At 60.7% G+C, this 14863-nt stretch carries 12 protein-coding genes; 8 read left to right on the top strand and 4 right to left on the bottom strand.

From position 1 onward, the window contains the following. Positions 1 to 28: 28 nt before the first annotated feature. Genes VLL26_RS01445 through VLL26_RS01475 form a run of 7 tightly spaced genes read left to right on the top strand, consistent with a single transcriptional unit; the run spans position 29 to position 7987 of the window. Positions 29 to 1498 carry a fumarylacetoacetate hydrolase family protein gene (locus VLL26_RS01445; protein WP_342319367.1) on the top strand — a complete coding sequence of 490 codons (1470 nt, stop codon included), beginning with the start codon at positions 29 to 31 and terminating at the stop codon, positions 1496 to 1498. A 37-nt stretch (positions 1499 to 1535) separates the two neighbouring features. Then, positions 1536 to 2234: a GntR family transcriptional regulator gene (locus tag VLL26_RS01450; RefSeq protein ID WP_342319368.1), complete on the top strand. Its 699-nt coding sequence runs from the start codon at positions 1536 to 1538 to the stop codon at positions 2232 to 2234. Positions 2235 to 2291: 57 nt separating this feature from the next. Continuing rightward, positions 2292 to 3809, top strand: coding sequence for a 5-carboxymethyl-2-hydroxymuconate semialdehyde dehydrogenase (gene hpaE / locus VLL26_RS01455; protein ID WP_342319369.1), 1518 nt, complete (start codon positions 2292 to 2294; stop codon positions 3807 to 3809). A 34-nt stretch (positions 3810 to 3843) separates the two neighbouring features. Further along, positions 3844 to 4917: a 3,4-dihydroxyphenylacetate 2,3-dioxygenase gene (gene hpaD / locus VLL26_RS01460; protein WP_342319370.1), complete on the top strand. Its 1074-nt coding sequence runs from the start codon at positions 3844 to 3846 to the stop codon at positions 4915 to 4917. A gap of 14 nt (positions 4918 to 4931) precedes the next feature. Continuing rightward, complete coding sequence (gene hpaH / locus VLL26_RS01465) at positions 4932 to 5717, top strand: 2-oxo-hept-4-ene-1,7-dioate hydratase (RefSeq protein WP_342319371.1); 786 nt, start codon at positions 4932 to 4934, stop codon at positions 5715 to 5717. Further along, a complete protein-coding gene (locus tag VLL26_RS01470) occupies positions 5702 to 6484 on the top strand; it encodes an HpcH/HpaI aldolase family protein (RefSeq protein ID WP_342319372.1) in 783 nt (260 codons plus the stop codon). Before hpaH ends, VLL26_RS01470 begins: the two co-directional genes overlap by 16 nt. Before the next feature lie 33 nt (positions 6485 to 6517). Next, positions 6518 to 7987, top strand: coding sequence for an NAD-dependent succinate-semialdehyde dehydrogenase (locus tag VLL26_RS01475; RefSeq protein ID WP_342319373.1), 1470 nt, complete (start codon positions 6518 to 6520; stop codon positions 7985 to 7987). A gap of 12 nt (positions 7988 to 7999) precedes the next feature. Here the strand turns inward: VLL26_RS01475 and VLL26_RS01480 are convergent, their stop codons facing one another. Then, positions 8000 to 8935 (bottom strand): helix-turn-helix domain-containing protein, encoded by a 936-nt coding sequence (locus tag VLL26_RS01480; protein ID WP_342319374.1) that lies wholly within the window; start codon positions 8933 to 8935, stop codon positions 8000 to 8002. A 144-nt stretch (positions 8936 to 9079) separates the two neighbouring features. Here VLL26_RS01480 and VLL26_RS01485 point away from each other — a divergent pair, with 144 nt between their 5' ends. Continuing rightward, complete coding sequence (locus VLL26_RS01485) at positions 9080 to 10510, top strand: aldehyde dehydrogenase family protein (protein ID WP_342319375.1); 1431 nt, start codon at positions 9080 to 9082, stop codon at positions 10508 to 10510. 66 nt (positions 10511 to 10576) lie between these two features. Here the strand turns inward: VLL26_RS01485 and VLL26_RS01490 are convergent, their stop codons facing one another. Genes VLL26_RS01490 through VLL26_RS01500 form a run of 3 tightly spaced genes read right to left on the bottom strand, consistent with a single transcriptional unit; the run spans position 10577 to position 14784 of the window. Then, positions 10577 to 11620, bottom strand: a complete 1044-nt coding sequence (locus VLL26_RS01490) for a histidinol-phosphate transaminase (protein ID WP_342319376.1) — start codon at positions 11618 to 11620, stop codon at positions 10577 to 10579. 20 nt (positions 11621 to 11640) lie between these two features. Next, on the bottom strand, positions 11641 to 13320 hold the full coding sequence (locus VLL26_RS01495; RefSeq protein WP_342319377.1) for an alpha-keto acid decarboxylase family protein: 1680 nt from the start codon (positions 13318 to 13320) through the stop codon (positions 11641 to 11643). A 42-nt stretch (positions 13321 to 13362) separates the two neighbouring features. Next, positions 13363 to 14784: an amino acid permease gene (locus VLL26_RS01500; protein ID WP_342319378.1), complete on the bottom strand. Its 1422-nt coding sequence runs from the start codon at positions 14782 to 14784 to the stop codon at positions 13363 to 13365. Between the last annotated feature and the right edge of the window lie 79 nt (positions 14785 to 14863).

The raw sequence follows: 14863 nt of genomic DNA on the forward strand, positions 1-14863 counted from the left end.
CGCCCCTAAAGATCTGGAGAACCTTGTTATGACCAACCCCGCACAACTTCCCGTTGAACCCGGCAAAGTCATCGCCGTCCACGTGGCCTTTGAATCTCGTGCGGCCCAACGCGGCCGCCGCCCCAAGGCGCCGTCCTACTTCCTTAAAGCGGCCAGTTCCCTCGCCCCCTCCGGCGACATTGAAAGGCCCGCTGGGTGCGACCTGCTAGCTTTCGAAGGCGAAATCGCCCTCATCATCGGCCGCAAGGCCCGCCGGGTCACGCTGGAGGACGCCTGGTCTTACGTCGGCTGGGTCACCGCCTCCAACGATTTCGGCATCTACGACTACAAACCACAAGACAAAGGTTCCAACACGCGCTCGAAGTCCCGCGACGGCTACACCCCGATCGGCCCGAACTACATCGAAGCCGCCCAAATCGACCCCGCCGGCCTGCGCCTGCGCACCTGGGTCAACGGGGAGATCGCCCAAGAAGACACGTCCTCCCCCGAGAACATGATTTTCCCGCTTGCCCAGTTCGTCGCGGACCTTTCCCAACACATGACTCTTGAACCCGGCGACATTATTCTAAGCGGCACCCCGCAGGGTTCAACCGTGGTCACAGATGGAGACGTCGTCGAGGTGGAAGTGGACCATCCAGCCACCGGCGCGACCTCCGGCAAGCTAACTACCCGCGTCGTCGAGGGGCCCGGGAACTTCGACGCCTCCTTAGGTCTACTGCCAACCACAAACGATACCCTCCGGGAAGACGCTTATGGCTCCCGCAATCAAGCCGGCCTTCCCGCCAGCCCCTACGCCATCTCTGCGCAATTGCGTGCCAAGCTCATGGAAGCTCCCACCGCCGGGCTGTCCGCCGAGCTGCGCTCGCGGGGGCTCAACCAAGTAGTCATCGAGGGCGTGTACCCGCAGACTCCAGGCACCAAAATGGTCGGGCCCGCACGTACCTTACGCTTCCTCCCGGAGCGCGAAGACCTTTTCGCAACCCACGGTGGCGGCTTCAACGCCCAGAAACGGACCTTCGACGCTGTGGAAGAAGGCGAGGTGATCGTCATCGAGGCGCGCCAGCAGTCCGAGTCCGGAACATTAGGCGATATTTTGGCTCTGCGCGCGCTCAACCGCGGCGCCGCGGGTGTGGTCACCGACGGAAAAGTGCGGGATTACGCCGCCGTCAAGGAGATCGGGCTTCCTGTTTTCACCCAGGGCGCCCACCCGGCAGTGCTGGGGCGCCGCCACGTCCCGTGGGACTTCGACCTCGCCATCGCCTGCGGCAACGTCGCTATTGTCCCGGGCGACATCATCGTCGGCGACGACGACGGCGTGGTGGTTATCCCTCGCGAGATGGCAGAAGAAGTAGTCGATGCGGCACTGGCCAAGGAACGCGAGGACGAGTGGGTCGCCGAGCAAGTCAAAAACGGCCACAAACTTGATGGCATGTTCCCACCCACAGGCGAGATGAGACAAGCCTATGAAAAGTACGCCGCGGAGCACGGCAAGCAGTAGCCCCAGCGCTAACTACCGCAAAGGAGGTGTGTAAGAAGTGGCTGAAACCGCAGTAGGCATCAAGCAGCAATCGAAATCGGCCAGGGCCTACGACTGGATCCGGGAGCGGATCCGCACCCGCGAATACGAACCCGGGCACCGGCTAGTGCTCTCCACCATCGCGGAGGAACTCGATGTCAGTGTCGTTCCCGTGCGAGAGGCGATCCGCATTTTGGAAGCCGAGGGCATGGTTACCTACGAGCACAACGTCGGTGCGAAGGTGTCCACCCTCAACCGGCAGGAGTACGCACAGATCATGGAAACAGTCGCTGTGCTGGAGGCTTCTGCCACGGCTTTGGCCGTGCCCTTCGTCACGCAGGAGGACTTAGACGAGGCCGCGTCGATCAACGCGGAGATGGAGTATTTGACCAACACGGAAGGCAGCTTCGACGCGGTGGCCTTCACCGCGCTCAACCAACAGTTCCACACGTGCATTTTCAGGGCGTGCCCGAACCAGCGCCTGGTGGCGCTGGTGCAGCGCGAATGGGAGGAACTAGACCGCTACCGTGTGTCCACCTTCCGCTACGTACCCGGCCGCGCCGCGGAGTCTGTGCGCGAGCACACCCAGATCATCGACCTGATTCGGGCGGAAGCGTCGCCGGACTACATCGAGTCGGTGGCCCGGCGACACCGCCTGGCCACCCTGAAAACCTACCTCGATCACCTCGCGGAAACTCCGGCCACCGAAACGACCTAAACCACCCCTGACCCTAATTCCTCACACGGCCCCCTACCCTACAAGGAGAAACCAGAGATGAGCTACGACAACAGCGCAGCAAAGCCCGACAACCTGCCCGAGAAAATCCTGCACTACATCAACGGCGAGTACGTCGAGTCGATCGACGGCGACGAGTTCGACGTGATCGACCCAGTGACCAACAAACCCTATATCAAGGCCGCCTCCGGCAAACCGGAAGACATTGACCGCGCCGTTGCTTCGGCAAAGGATGCCTTTGACAACGGCCCGTGGGCGAAGGCGTTGCCGCGCGAGCGTTCCCGTGTCCTGCACAAAATCGCGGACATCGTCGAGTCCCGCGCCGAGACGCTCGCCGCCTGGGAGTCTTTCGATTCCGGCCTGCCGATAACCCAGGCTAAAGGTCAGGCCCATCGCGCGGCGGAGAACTTCCGTTTCTTCGCGGACTTGATCGTCGCCCAGACCGACGACGCCTTTAAAGTTCCCGGCCGCCAAATCAACTACGTCAACCGCAAGCCGATCGGCGTAGCTGGCCTGATCACCCCGTGGAACACACCTTTCATGTTGGAGTCTTGGAAGCTGGCCCCGGCGATCGCCACCGGCAACTCAGTTGTGCTCAAGCCGGCTGAGTTCACCCCGCTGTCGGCGACCCTGTGGGGCGGCATCTTTGAGGAGGCTGGGCTGCCGAAGGGCGTGTTCAATCTTGTCAATGGCTTCGGTGAGGAAGGCTTCGCCGGGGATCCTTTGGTCAAGCACCCGGATGTTGCGTTGATTTCTTTCACCGGCGAGTCCCGCACCGGCCAAATCATCTTCGGCAACGCCGCGCCCTACCTCAAAGGCCTGTCGATGGAGCTCGGTGGCAAGTCCCCAGCCGTCGTCTTTTCTGATGCGGATCTTGAGGCGGCTATCGACGCCACCATCTTCGGCGTGTTCTCCCTAAATGGTGAGCGCTGCACGGCCGGCTCGCGCATCTTGGTTCAGCGCTCGATCTACGACGAGTTCGTCGAGCGCTACGCGGCGCAGGCAGCCAACGTGAAGGTTGGCCTGCCCGCAGATCCGACCACGGAGGTCGGTGCGCTGGTGCACCCGGAGCACTACGAAAAGGTCATGAGCTACGTCGAGATCGGCAAAACTGAGGGCCGCCTCGTCGCTGGCGGTGGCCGCCCGGAAGGCTTCGAGGAGGGCAACTTCGTCCAACCCACCGTGTTTGCAGACGTTGCACCTGAGGCGCGCATTTTCCAGGAGGAGATCTTCGGCCCGGTAGTCGCGATCACCCCGTTCGACACTGAGGAAGAAGCGCTGGAATTGGCCAACAACACCGCCTACGGCCTGGCCGCCTACATCTGGACCGCCGATTTGAAGCGCGCCCACAACTTCGCCCAAAACGTCGATTCAGGGATGGTTTGGCTCAACTCCAATAACGTCCGCGACTTACGCACCCCCTTCGGTGGTGTGAAGGCTTCTGGCCTCGGCCATGAGGGTGGCTACCGTTCGATCGACTTCTACACCGATCAGCAGGCCGTCCACATCAACCTCGGTGAGGTCCACAACCCCGTCTTCGGCAAACAAGGCAAGTAAAGCCTTTGCCTATCCCTCGCACAAGGAGAAAACCATGACTGCTCAAGCACCAGATATTTTGCGCTGCGCCTACATGGAGATCGTCGTGACCGATCTCGCTGAGTCTCGCCGCTTCTACGTTGACACCCTCGGCCTTGTTGTCACGGCCGAGGACGATAATGCGATCTATCTGCGCACTTTCGAGGAGTTCATCCACCACAACTTAGTTCTGCGCAAGGGTGAGACTCCGGCTGTTGCCGCATTTTCCTACCGGGTGCGTTCCCCGGAGGACCTAGACAAGGCCGTCGCCTTCTACGAGGAGCGCGGCTGCCGCGTTCAGCGCCGCAAGGAGGGTTTTGTCAAGGGCATCGGCGACTCGGTGCGCGTGGAGGATCCGCTGGGCTTTCCCTACGAGTTCTTCTACGACGTTGAGCATGTCGAGCGCCTCGCCTGGGCGTATGACGTACATATTCCCGGCGCTTTGGTTCGCCTCGACCATTTCAACCAAATCACCCCGGACGTGCCGCGAGCCGTCGAGTACATGGAGGAGCTGGGATTTCGCATCACAGAGGATATTCGCGATAAGGAGGGCACCGTCTACGCGGCGTGGATGCGCCGCAAGCCGACCGTGCATGACACCGCGATGACCGGCGGTGACGGCCCGCGCATGCACCACATCGCCTTCGCCACGCACGAAAAGCACAACATCATCGCCATCTGCGACAAGCTTGGCGCTTTGCGCGAGTCTGACCGCATTGAGCGTGGTCCGGGACGTCACGGCGTTTCCAACGCCTACTACTTGTACCTGCGCGATCCGGATGGTCACCGGGTGGAGATCTACACTCAGGACTACTACACAGGCGATCCCGATAATCCGGTCGTGACCTGGGATGTCCATGACAATCAGCGCCGCGACTGGTGGGGCACCCCGGTTGTGCCTTCCTGGTATCGTGACGGCTCCCGCGTCTTGGATCTCGACGGCAATCTTGTTGACTTGGTCAGCCGCACCGACTCCTCCGAGATGGAAAAGACGATCGGCGCCGATGGCTTTTCTTACACCCGTGAGGACTCCGACGAAAAGTTGCCGGAATGGAAGCAGGGCGAGTACAAGCTGGGGCACAGCCTCTAGGGCAGGAGTGAACAATGCTGGATAAGGACATCCTCGCCTCGATCGCCGACGAGTTGGCGGAGGCGGAGAAAAACCGCACGATGATCCCGCTTCTGACCAAGCGCTACCCGGAGATGAAGGTGGAGGATTCCTACGCGGTCCAAGCCGAGTGGGTGCGTCGTGGACAAGAGGCTGGCCGTCGGCTAGTGGGCCGCAAAATTGGATTGACCTCGAAGGTGATGCAGGAAGCCACCGGCATCACTGAGCCCGATTACGGTGCCATCTTCGACGACATGGTCTTCGAAAATGGTGCGGTCATCGAGCACGGCCAGTTTTCCAATGTGCGCATCGAAGTTGAGTTGGCTTTCGTGCTGGAAAAGGACTTATCGGGGCCGAACGCTAGCATCTTCGATGTCATAGATGCCACGAAATACGTTGTGCCGGCGCTTGAGATCCTTTCGAGTCGCATCGAGATGAAGGGCCGCACCATTGTGGACACCATCTCAGACAACGCAGCGATGGGCGCGATGGTCTACGGCGGCAACCCGGTTGCCCCGGACGCGGTCGATTTGCGCTGGGTTTCCGCGCTTTTGTACCGCAATGAGTCGATCGAGGATACGGGTGTGGCGGCGGCGGTGCTCAACCACCCTGCGATGGGTGTGGCGTGGTTAGCCAACCGGCTGCACGGCCACGGCGACAAGCTCAACGCCGGCGACATCATTCTCGCTGGCTCCTTCACCAAACCCATGTGGGTAGAAAAGGGCGACACGGTCCACGCAGATTACGCAGAATTGGGGGCGATTACATGTCGTTTCGTTTAGAACTCCCGGAAACTTTCGGCGCGCGGCTCGCGCGGGCGCAGTCTCCGCTGGTGGGCGCGTGGGTGACTTCCGGTTCGCCTACCAACGCGGAGATCATCTCCAATGCTGGTTTTAGCTGGGTGCTTATCGACGCCGAACACTCACCCTACGGTTTGGAAACGATCCTCGAGCTTTTGCGGGCGATCGCCGCCTCGCCGGCCACCCCGGTCGTGCGTTTGCCCAAGTTAGATACCGCTTTGATGAAGCAGTATCTGGATTTGGGGGCGCAAAACCTCATGGTTCCGATGGTCAACACCGCTGAGCAAGCGCAGGAGGCAGTTGCCGCGATGCACTATCCGCCGCGCGGTGTGCGCGGCGTCGGAAGCGCACTGGCTCGGTCCTCGCGTTGGAATGGCGTGGAGGATTACCTCAATCGAGCCAGTGAGACGGTGAGCCTAACCGTGCAGATCGAGTCGGTGGAGGCCGTGGAAAATGCTGAGGCCATCTTTGCAGTTGATGGTGTGGATCAGGTCTTTGTGGGGCCTTCTGACCTGGCGGCGTCGATGGGATTGCTCGGCAAGCAGACCCACCCAGAGGTGTTGGAGGCTGTTGCCCGAACCTTCCGCGCCGCCCGGGATGCTGGTAAACCAGTTGGTGTCAACGCATTTGATCTGAATCAGGCGCGCACGTATCTGGATCAGGGTGCGGCGTTTGTACTTGTCGGAGCTGACGTGCAAATGCTTGCCAACTCGGCGCGTAGTTTAGCCGCCGATTTCGTGGGCGACTGATTGAGGTTGAGAGTAGATGAAAGGAGACGTTGGATGCTAAACATCACACAGTTGCTGGACAAAGTGGAAAAGCGCCTTTACATCAACGGTGAGTGGCGTGAGGGATCGTCGGGAGAAACCTTCGATGTTGTCAACCCGGCGACGGAGGAGGTCATCGCCACGATGGCGTCCGGCACCCGTGAGGACTCCATCGCGGCCCTCGATGCCGCCCACGCTGCGCGCCAACAGTGGGAGCGCACTGCCCCTCGCACCCGTGCCGAGATTCTGCGCCGGGGCTACGACCTCATCATGGAGCGCGCCGATGAGTTCGCCGCCATCATGACCCTCGAGATGGGCAAATCCTTCACCGAGGCTAAGGGGGAGGTCGCTTACGGCGCCGATTACCTGCTGTGGTTTTCCGAGGAGGCCAACCACTTTTACGGGCACACAAATAAATACCCGGCGAAGGGCCTGCGGATGGTCACGGTGCGCAAGCCTGTCGGCCCGTGCCTGTTGATCACTCCGTGGAACTTTCCGCTGTCGATGGCCACGCGCAAGATTGCCCCGGCCTTGGCGGCGGGCAACACCGTGATTATTAAACCGGCCAAGCTGACGCCTTTGACCATGCAATACTTTGTGCAGACGATGATTGAGGCAGGTGTGCCCGCTGGGGTGATCAACATTGTCTCCTCCAAGTCGGCTGCGGATGTTTCCGAGCCGATCATGGAGGATCCGCGGCTGCGCAAGATGTCGTTTACCGGCTCCACCCCGGTCGGTTCCTCTTTGATGGAGCTAGCGGCGAAGAACATCATCAAAGTCTCGCTCGAGCTTGGTGGAAACGCCCCGGCGATCGTTTTCGCTGATGCGGACATGGATACCGCGGTGGAGCAGGTTAAGGCCGCGAAACTGCGCAACATTGGTGAGGCTTGCACCGCCGCCAACCGCATTCTTGTCCACGAGTCGGTGGCTGAGGAATTCACCGAGAAGTTTGTCAAGGCCGTCAAGGCCATGAAGATCGGCAACGGTATGGATGAGGGCGTCGAGCTTGGCCCGTTGGTGGAAAAGAAGGCCGTCGAGCGCATGGAGGAGCTTGTTGAGGACGCCGTTGAAAACGGTGGCCGCGTCATCTACGGCGGCAAACGTATCGAGGGGAAGGGCTTCTTCTTCGAGCCGACCGTAATTGTTGGTGCCTCGCGCGAAGCGAAGGTGTTCCGTGAGGAAATCTTCGGCCCCATCGCCCCGATCTTCACCTTCGCCAATGAGGAGGAGGCGTGGGAGATGGCCAACGACACCGAGTACGGTTTGGCTTCCTACGTGTTCTCCGAAAACCCTGATGTTATGTTCCGTGCCTCCGACAACCTGGAGTTCGGCATCGTCGGCTTCAACGCGGGCGTTGTATCCGACGCTTCCATTCCCTTCGGCGGGGTGAAGGCTTCCGGCCTCGGCCGAGAAGGTGCCCAGGAAGGCATGTTTGAATACACCGAGGTCCAACATATCGGTGTGCGCGACCCCTACGCGCGCTAGTGTGAACTGCGTTTAAGTGTCAGCCCCGAGTGCCTGCTTCCGGTAGGCCGAGGGGCTGATGTCGTATTCGGCCTTAAATAGCCGCGACAGGTGGGAAGGGTCGGGAAGGCCAACTTCCGTGCCGAGAGTGACGATGGATTCATCGGCTCGCGCCGGGTCGGCGAGTTTGGCGCGCAGGGCCCGCAGCCGCTTGCTGCGGATGACGGCAGCTACCGTCGTATTGGTGCCGGAGAACAATCCGTGGAGGTGTCGCACCGAGATGTAAAGGCCGTCAGCAATGTGGCGGGGGCTGAGCTGGGGGTCGGCGAGATGAGCGTCGATGAAGCAGTGGGCCCGACGGATGAAAGTGTCCGCACGGTTGGTGCCGTGGTCGGGATCTAGCTCGGCGGCGAGTACTGCCACCAACATGTCGAGGGCGGAATGGATTAAGGCGCTGCCGTGGGGGCCGTCGAGAAGCGAAAAATTGTTGGCAAGCTGCCGCAACAGGGGAACGATGACGGTCCCTAACCCTTGCGAGGAGGAGACGGTGCGGGCGGTGATGGTGCGAATACTTGCCTCCGATAGCTGCACCAGCTTGGCGGGAAAGAGCATGACTAAGCTGCGTTGCGGGCCGACGTAGTCGAGTCTGTAGGGCCGGTTGGTGACGTAGAGCGCGAGGTCGCCGGGTCCAAGTTGGGCGGTCCTGCCGTCTTGGCTGACGCGCACCTCTCCCGCGAGCTGGAGGCTGAGTTTGCACCAGGCGGGCGCCATAACGCAGCGGTTTTCGTCGAGGGAAACCGTGTGGGCGGGGGTATCCAAGTAGAACAGGCTGACCTCGTCGATGTCCATGCGCCGGATGGAGGCACGGAAACCGACGGGGTTGGGGACACGGAAGCGAAGTTCCCCGAACGCGGAGGTGGCGTCTTGCCAAGCGGCGAGGTTTAATGCGGTGCCAGTGCTCACCGTCATGCTGGGCTCCCTGTTTTGTGCTTCTTCCGCAGGATACTTTTAATGCGCTAATTGTGAAGTAGACTACACCAGGTTGAAATATGTGTTCAAGAACTCATGGGAGGATAGGGGGGTCCGAATCAATCCACGAGAAGGAGTCCACTAATGAGCACCCCCACTTTCCCCACCTACGCTTCGTTTGCGGAACTGCTGCAGGCGGTCGACGCAGGTGAGGGTGGCCGCGAGATCCTCAACCCCGCCACGGGCCAACGTGTCGGTTTTGCAGACACCGACACGGTCGCTGACCTAAACGCGGCGGTAGAGACCGCGCGCGCTGCCTTCGAGTCTTTCAGCACCACCACTCATGAACAGCGCTGCGCCATGCTGATGGCCGCGGCCGATGCCGTCGACGCCAACGCCGAGCCTTTGGCGGAGCTTTTGTCCCGCGAGCAGGGCAAGCCGCTCAATGGCCCGAACGCCCGTTTTGAGGTGGGCGCGTGCTCCGCGTGGCTGCGCGCTACCGCCTCCTTCGAGCTTGAGCCGGAGGTAGTGGTGGACGACGGGCAGACTTACTCCACGCTTACTTACCGTCCGCTTGGCGTCGTCGGTGCGATCGGGCCGTGGAACTGGCCGATGATGATCACCGTATGGCAGATTGCGCCGGCGTTGCGGATGGGCAACACTGTGGTGGTCAAGCCCAGTGAGTACACGCCGTTGTCGGTCAAGGCGCTGGTGCATGTGATTAACTCCGCTTTGCCGGAAGGCGTGCTCACCTACGTCTCGGGCGATCGTGAGATTGGTGCGGCGCTGTCCGAGCACGAGGACGTGGACAAGATCATGTTCACAGGTTCCACTGCCACCGGCCAGAAGATCATCGAGGCTTCGGCGCCGACCTACAAGCGCCTGACGCTCGAACTCGGCGGCAACGACGCAGGCATCGTGCTTGACGACGTCGACCCGGCCGCCATCGCCGAAGGACTTTTCTGGGGTGCTTTCATCAACACGGGCCAGACCTGTGCTGCGCTGAAGCGCCTTTACGTGCCGGACTCGATCTACGATGAGGTAGTTGACGCGCTTGCGGAGTTTGCGAAGAACGTGCCTATGGGCGAGGGCCTCGATGAAAACAATGTTCTCGGCCCATTGCAGAACAAGGCACAATACGACATCGTTGCCGACTTGGTGGAAAAGGCCAAAGCCGCGGGGGCGCGGGTCGTTCTCGGTGGCGAGCCGGACCAGGAGCAGAAGGGCTTTTTCTACCCCACGACACTGGTCGCAGACATCGACCCGGACAATGCACTTGTTGTCGAGGAACAGTTCGGCCCGGCTTTGCCGATCGTGCGTTACTCCACGATCGATGAGGCAGTGGAGATGGCGAATTCTTTGGACGTGGGACTTGGTTCGTCGGTGTGGTCTTCTAACCGCGAGCGTGCCCTGCAGGTGGCTGAGCGTCTCAAGGCGGGAACCACGTGGATCAATAACCATGGTGCCGTTGATCCGCGTATCCCCTTCGGTGGTGCGGGTCACTCCGGTTACGGCGTCGAGTTCGGCGTTGACGGCCTGAAGGGCCTCGGCCAGCCGCACGTAATTAGCGGTTAAACACCTGCGACAAGGGGCGCCGGCAGATCTGCCGGCGCCCCTTGTCGCTAGTCCAGCCAGGTGAGGCTAGCTACGTGCCGCTTCCCAGGCTGTCAGGAAAGCATCGGTTTCGGCTGCGTTGGTCACGGTCACGCGCAGGCCTTCGGGGAAGGCACGCACCAAAACGTTGTGGTGGGCCAGGGTTGCTGCGAACTCAACTGGGTCCGCACCAAGGGAGTCTGCGGGCAGCCAAAGGAAGTTGGTTTGCGACTCGGGGCAGCCCAATTCTTCCAGCACTTTGTGCAGTCGCTGACGCTGTTCGGCGGTGGTGTGGATGCGGGCGTGGAGTTCGTCGTGAAGCGGTAGCGAAGCTAGCGCGGCGGCCTGCGCCAGCGAGGTTACGCCGAAGGGAACGGCGACCTTGTTCAGTGCGGCGATGATCCTTTCAGGCCCGAAGGCGTAGCCGATGCGTGCCCCCGCGAGGCCGTAGGCTTTGGAGAAGGTGCGAAGCCCCACCACATTCGGGTATTTGGTGATTTCCTCCGTGGCCACCGGTGAGGTGCCCGCAAGGTTGTATTCAAAATATGCCTCGTCGAGGGCGACGAGCACTCTGTCCGGCACAGCCTCCATGAACTCGTTCCACTCGGTGCGGGTGATCGTGGTGGCGGTGGGATTGTTCGGGTTGCACACGAAGATTAGCTTCGTGTTCTCGGTGATGGCACCGGCCAGTGCTGGTAGGTCGACGCGGTGATCCGCAGTCAGGGGCACCGGCACCGGGTTCGCGCCCGCGATGCGCACAAAAACAGGGTAGGCCTCGAATGAGCGCCACGGGAAGATAACGTCGTCGCCGGGGAGGGAGGTGATGCTCACCAGTTGCTGGCACAGCGCGGAAGAACCCGTTCCAACGGCAACCTGCTCCACATTGACTCCCAGGTGTGCGGCGAGGGCGGTGCGCACCTTAACCGCTCCCATATCGGGGTAGCGGTTAACAGTTTCCAACGAGGCCACCATCGCTTCTTTGACGCTGGGTAAGGGGCCCTCGGCGATTTCATTGGAGGACAGCTTCACGGCTGTTTCATTGCGTGCGCCCGGGACATAGGCGGGCAGATGGTCCAGATCGGGGCGGATCATGGTGAGGTGTTATCTCCTTATTAATTCTCGGGGTTGCGGGGGCCGCGCGGGCCGAAGTCGAAGGTGGCGGTGGCGGGACCGAAGGCCTGGAGCGCTTTCGGCGCGTCGAAGGGGTCGAGGTGCAGCTCGACGAAAGCGCCGTGATCGGCTTCCTCCAGCTCGGCCAGAACTTCCTCCAGTTCGCCTTCGGTGCGTGCGTGGTAGGACTTCATGGACGTGTCGGACTTGAATACTCGCGGCAGCGCACCGAATTGCCAGTTTTGGATATCGTTGTACTCCTGCTCCATGCCTAGGATAAACCTTTCGATGGTGTAGCCGCGGTTGTTGATCAAAAAGATGATCGGTGCGAGGTCTTCACGCAGGATCGTCGATAGTTCCTGGGCGGTGAGTTGGAAAGAACCATCGCCGATGAACAACAGGTGGCGCCGCTGCGGTGCGGCGAACATGGCTCCCATCAGTGCTGGCAGGGTGAAACCGATTGAGCCCCAGATGGGGGAGTTGATGTAGGTGACGCCGTTTGGCATGCGCTGGGGACCCAACCCGATGTTTGAGGTGCCCGCTTCTGCAACGACCACGTCGTCTTCGCGGATGAAGTTGGCCATGCGCGGCCACAGCCGGGCCTGGGTTAAAGGTGCGGAGGCAGTGACGCTGTATTCCGGCGCTGGATGCGCAGGTGCGTCGGTGGCTTTCTTTTCCGGGAGAGAAGCGGCGATGTCCTCGAGGACCTCCAGCGAGTTGATGCCCACGTAGAAATCTTCGCCCATTTTCATGTGCTGGTCACCGAAGTTGATGACGTTGGCTTCGGGCAGGGAGTGTGTGAAGTTGCCGGAGTTGACCTCGATAAAGCGCGGGTTGGTGGTGATGAGGAAATCAGAGCCTTCCACCACGTCTTGGACCCCCGGGGCGGAGGCTGCGCCGTTGTAGGTGCCAATGCACAGCGGGTGGCGCTCGTTGAGCTGCGCCTTGCCCGAGGACATGTGCGCGAAAGGGATCTGGGCCCGGTCGATGATGCGGCGAAACAGTTCAGTAAAACCGTGGCGGTTGGTGTCTTGGTCCAAAAGAAGCACCGGCTTTTTTGCCTTGTCGAAGGCGTGGAGGAAAGATTCGACGGCAGCTTTGCGGCGCTCCCCGTCGCTGCTGGGCAAAGTTACCGTGAAAGGCTCGTCGGGAACCTCCACTTCAAGGTGGGTGATGTCAGAGGGGATTTGGATGTGTACGGGTCGCTTCTCGCGCACGCAGCTACGCAGGGCGCGGTCGACTTCTTCGACGACGTTCATGGGGGAGACGCGGATGGCTACTTCGGTAAAGGGGCGGAAGGCGTCGAGCATGTTGTCGTAGTTGCCGTCGGCAAGCGAGTGGTGCAGGTTCCAGCGGTACTCGGTGGCGTATTGCGGCGGGGCGCCGGCAAGGGAGATGACGGGGACATGCTCCGCTCGGGCACCGGCGATGCCGTTGAGGGCGGATAATTCACCGACTCCGTAGGTGGTCAAAAGAGCCCCGATCCCGTGGAGTCGGGCATAACCGTCGGCGGCGTAAGCGGCGTTGAGTTCGTTGCAGGTGCCCACGAAGCGGAAGTTTTCTGCTTCACTGATCTGCTCGAGAAAGCTCAGGTTGAAATCGCCGGGGACACCGAGGATTTCCGTGATGCCGAGGGCTTTGAGGCGGCTGATGAGGAACTCGCCGATGGTCATGGTTGCCATAATTTTCTCCTTCAGTTAGTTATGTAGGTTTTTGCCGCGGTGTTACGTTGCGTCTCCGGCGGTGGTTGTGTGCGAAGCGCGGCGCGCGTCGTGGGCGAGTTTGCCCTGCCAGATAAGGCCGAGGGTGAAAATCCAGCAGATCAACGCGATGAGGCCCGTGCGAAACTCGGGCAATAAGGCCATCAAGGTGATGACCACGGCGAAGCAGGCAATGCACGCGTAGTTGGCGATGGGGTACAGAGGTGCCCTGAAGCGGGTGGTCGTGCCGGCTTTGTCGAATCGCTGGCGGAATTTTAGGTGAGACAGGGCCACACCAGTCCAGGTGATTAATTCTGCTCCGGTGATGATGGCTAGAAGGACGATGAAGATTTTTCCCTCGAAGAAGTAGTTGAGAATAACCACTATGCCCATGAGGGCGCCGTTGAAAAGCAGGGCGCGCAGTGGCAGGCCGTTGGAGGTGGTGGCGGCGAAAAACGGTGGTGCCTGGCCGTTGTCAGCAAGGTCGCGCAGCATGCGGCTGCCGGAGTAGGTCATCGTGTTGAGGACGGAGGCCACAGCCACCATGATCACCACGTTGAGGGCGGTAGCGCCCGCCTGGATACCTACGGTGGCAAGTACGCGCACGAAGGGGCTTTCGTTGGTTTCCAGTTGATTCCATGGGGTCAGCATGACGATGACGCCGATGCCGCCGATGTAGAACACCAGGATGCGCCAGATGACGGAGTTAATCGCTTTGGGGATAGCTTTTTCTGGGTCTGCTGTTTCGCCAGCGGCGCTGCCAAGTGACATGATGCCGCCGAAGGTAAAGACTACGGCCACGAGCGAGAATAAGATCCCGGATACGCCGTTGGGCATGAAGCCGCCGTGTTCCCACAGATTGGAAAAGCCCACGGCGGGCTCTGGTGTCAAACCAAAGACTAATGCTAGGCCGCCGAGGATCATGAGGATGAGGGCTGCGACTTTGATGAAAGATAGCCAGTATTCGGCTTCGGCGAAGACGCCGACGTGAAGCATGTTGATGGCGATTACCGCTACCAGGGAGACGAGGGCCGTTAACCAATGGGGGATTGTTGGGTACCAGAAGTCAAGGAAGGTGCCCATTGCGGTTAGCTCGAGCATGCCGACGACAACCGAGGTAAACCACCAGTTCCAGCCGGTGATGAACCCGGCGCGTCTGCCTAGGTACTCGCGGGAGTAGGCTGCGAAGGTGCCGGAGACTGGGTGCTCGACGGCCATTTCGCCCAGCATGCGCATGAGGAAGTAGATGATGAAGCCCACCAGGGCGTAGGCCAACACAACTGCGGGCCCGGCGTAGGCGATGGAGGCAGCAGAGCCGAGGAAGAGGCCGGTGCCGATGGCGGAGCCGAAGGCGATCATTTGGAGGTGGCGGTTTTTCACCCGTCGCTTGAGCCCTTCGTCGTAGGCGGGCACCTGTCCGGGTGGTGCGTAGTTGACCTGGCTCATAAAGACCCTCCAGTGTGATGTGCGACATAGGTTAGTGTTAGGAAAGTATTATGCTCATCACACTTGTGCCTGTCATCGA

It is taken from the genome of Corynebacterium sp. BD556 (genome assembly GCF_038452275.1).
Classification (GTDB): domain Bacteria; phylum Actinomycetota; class Actinomycetes; order Mycobacteriales; family Mycobacteriaceae; genus Corynebacterium; species Corynebacterium mayonis.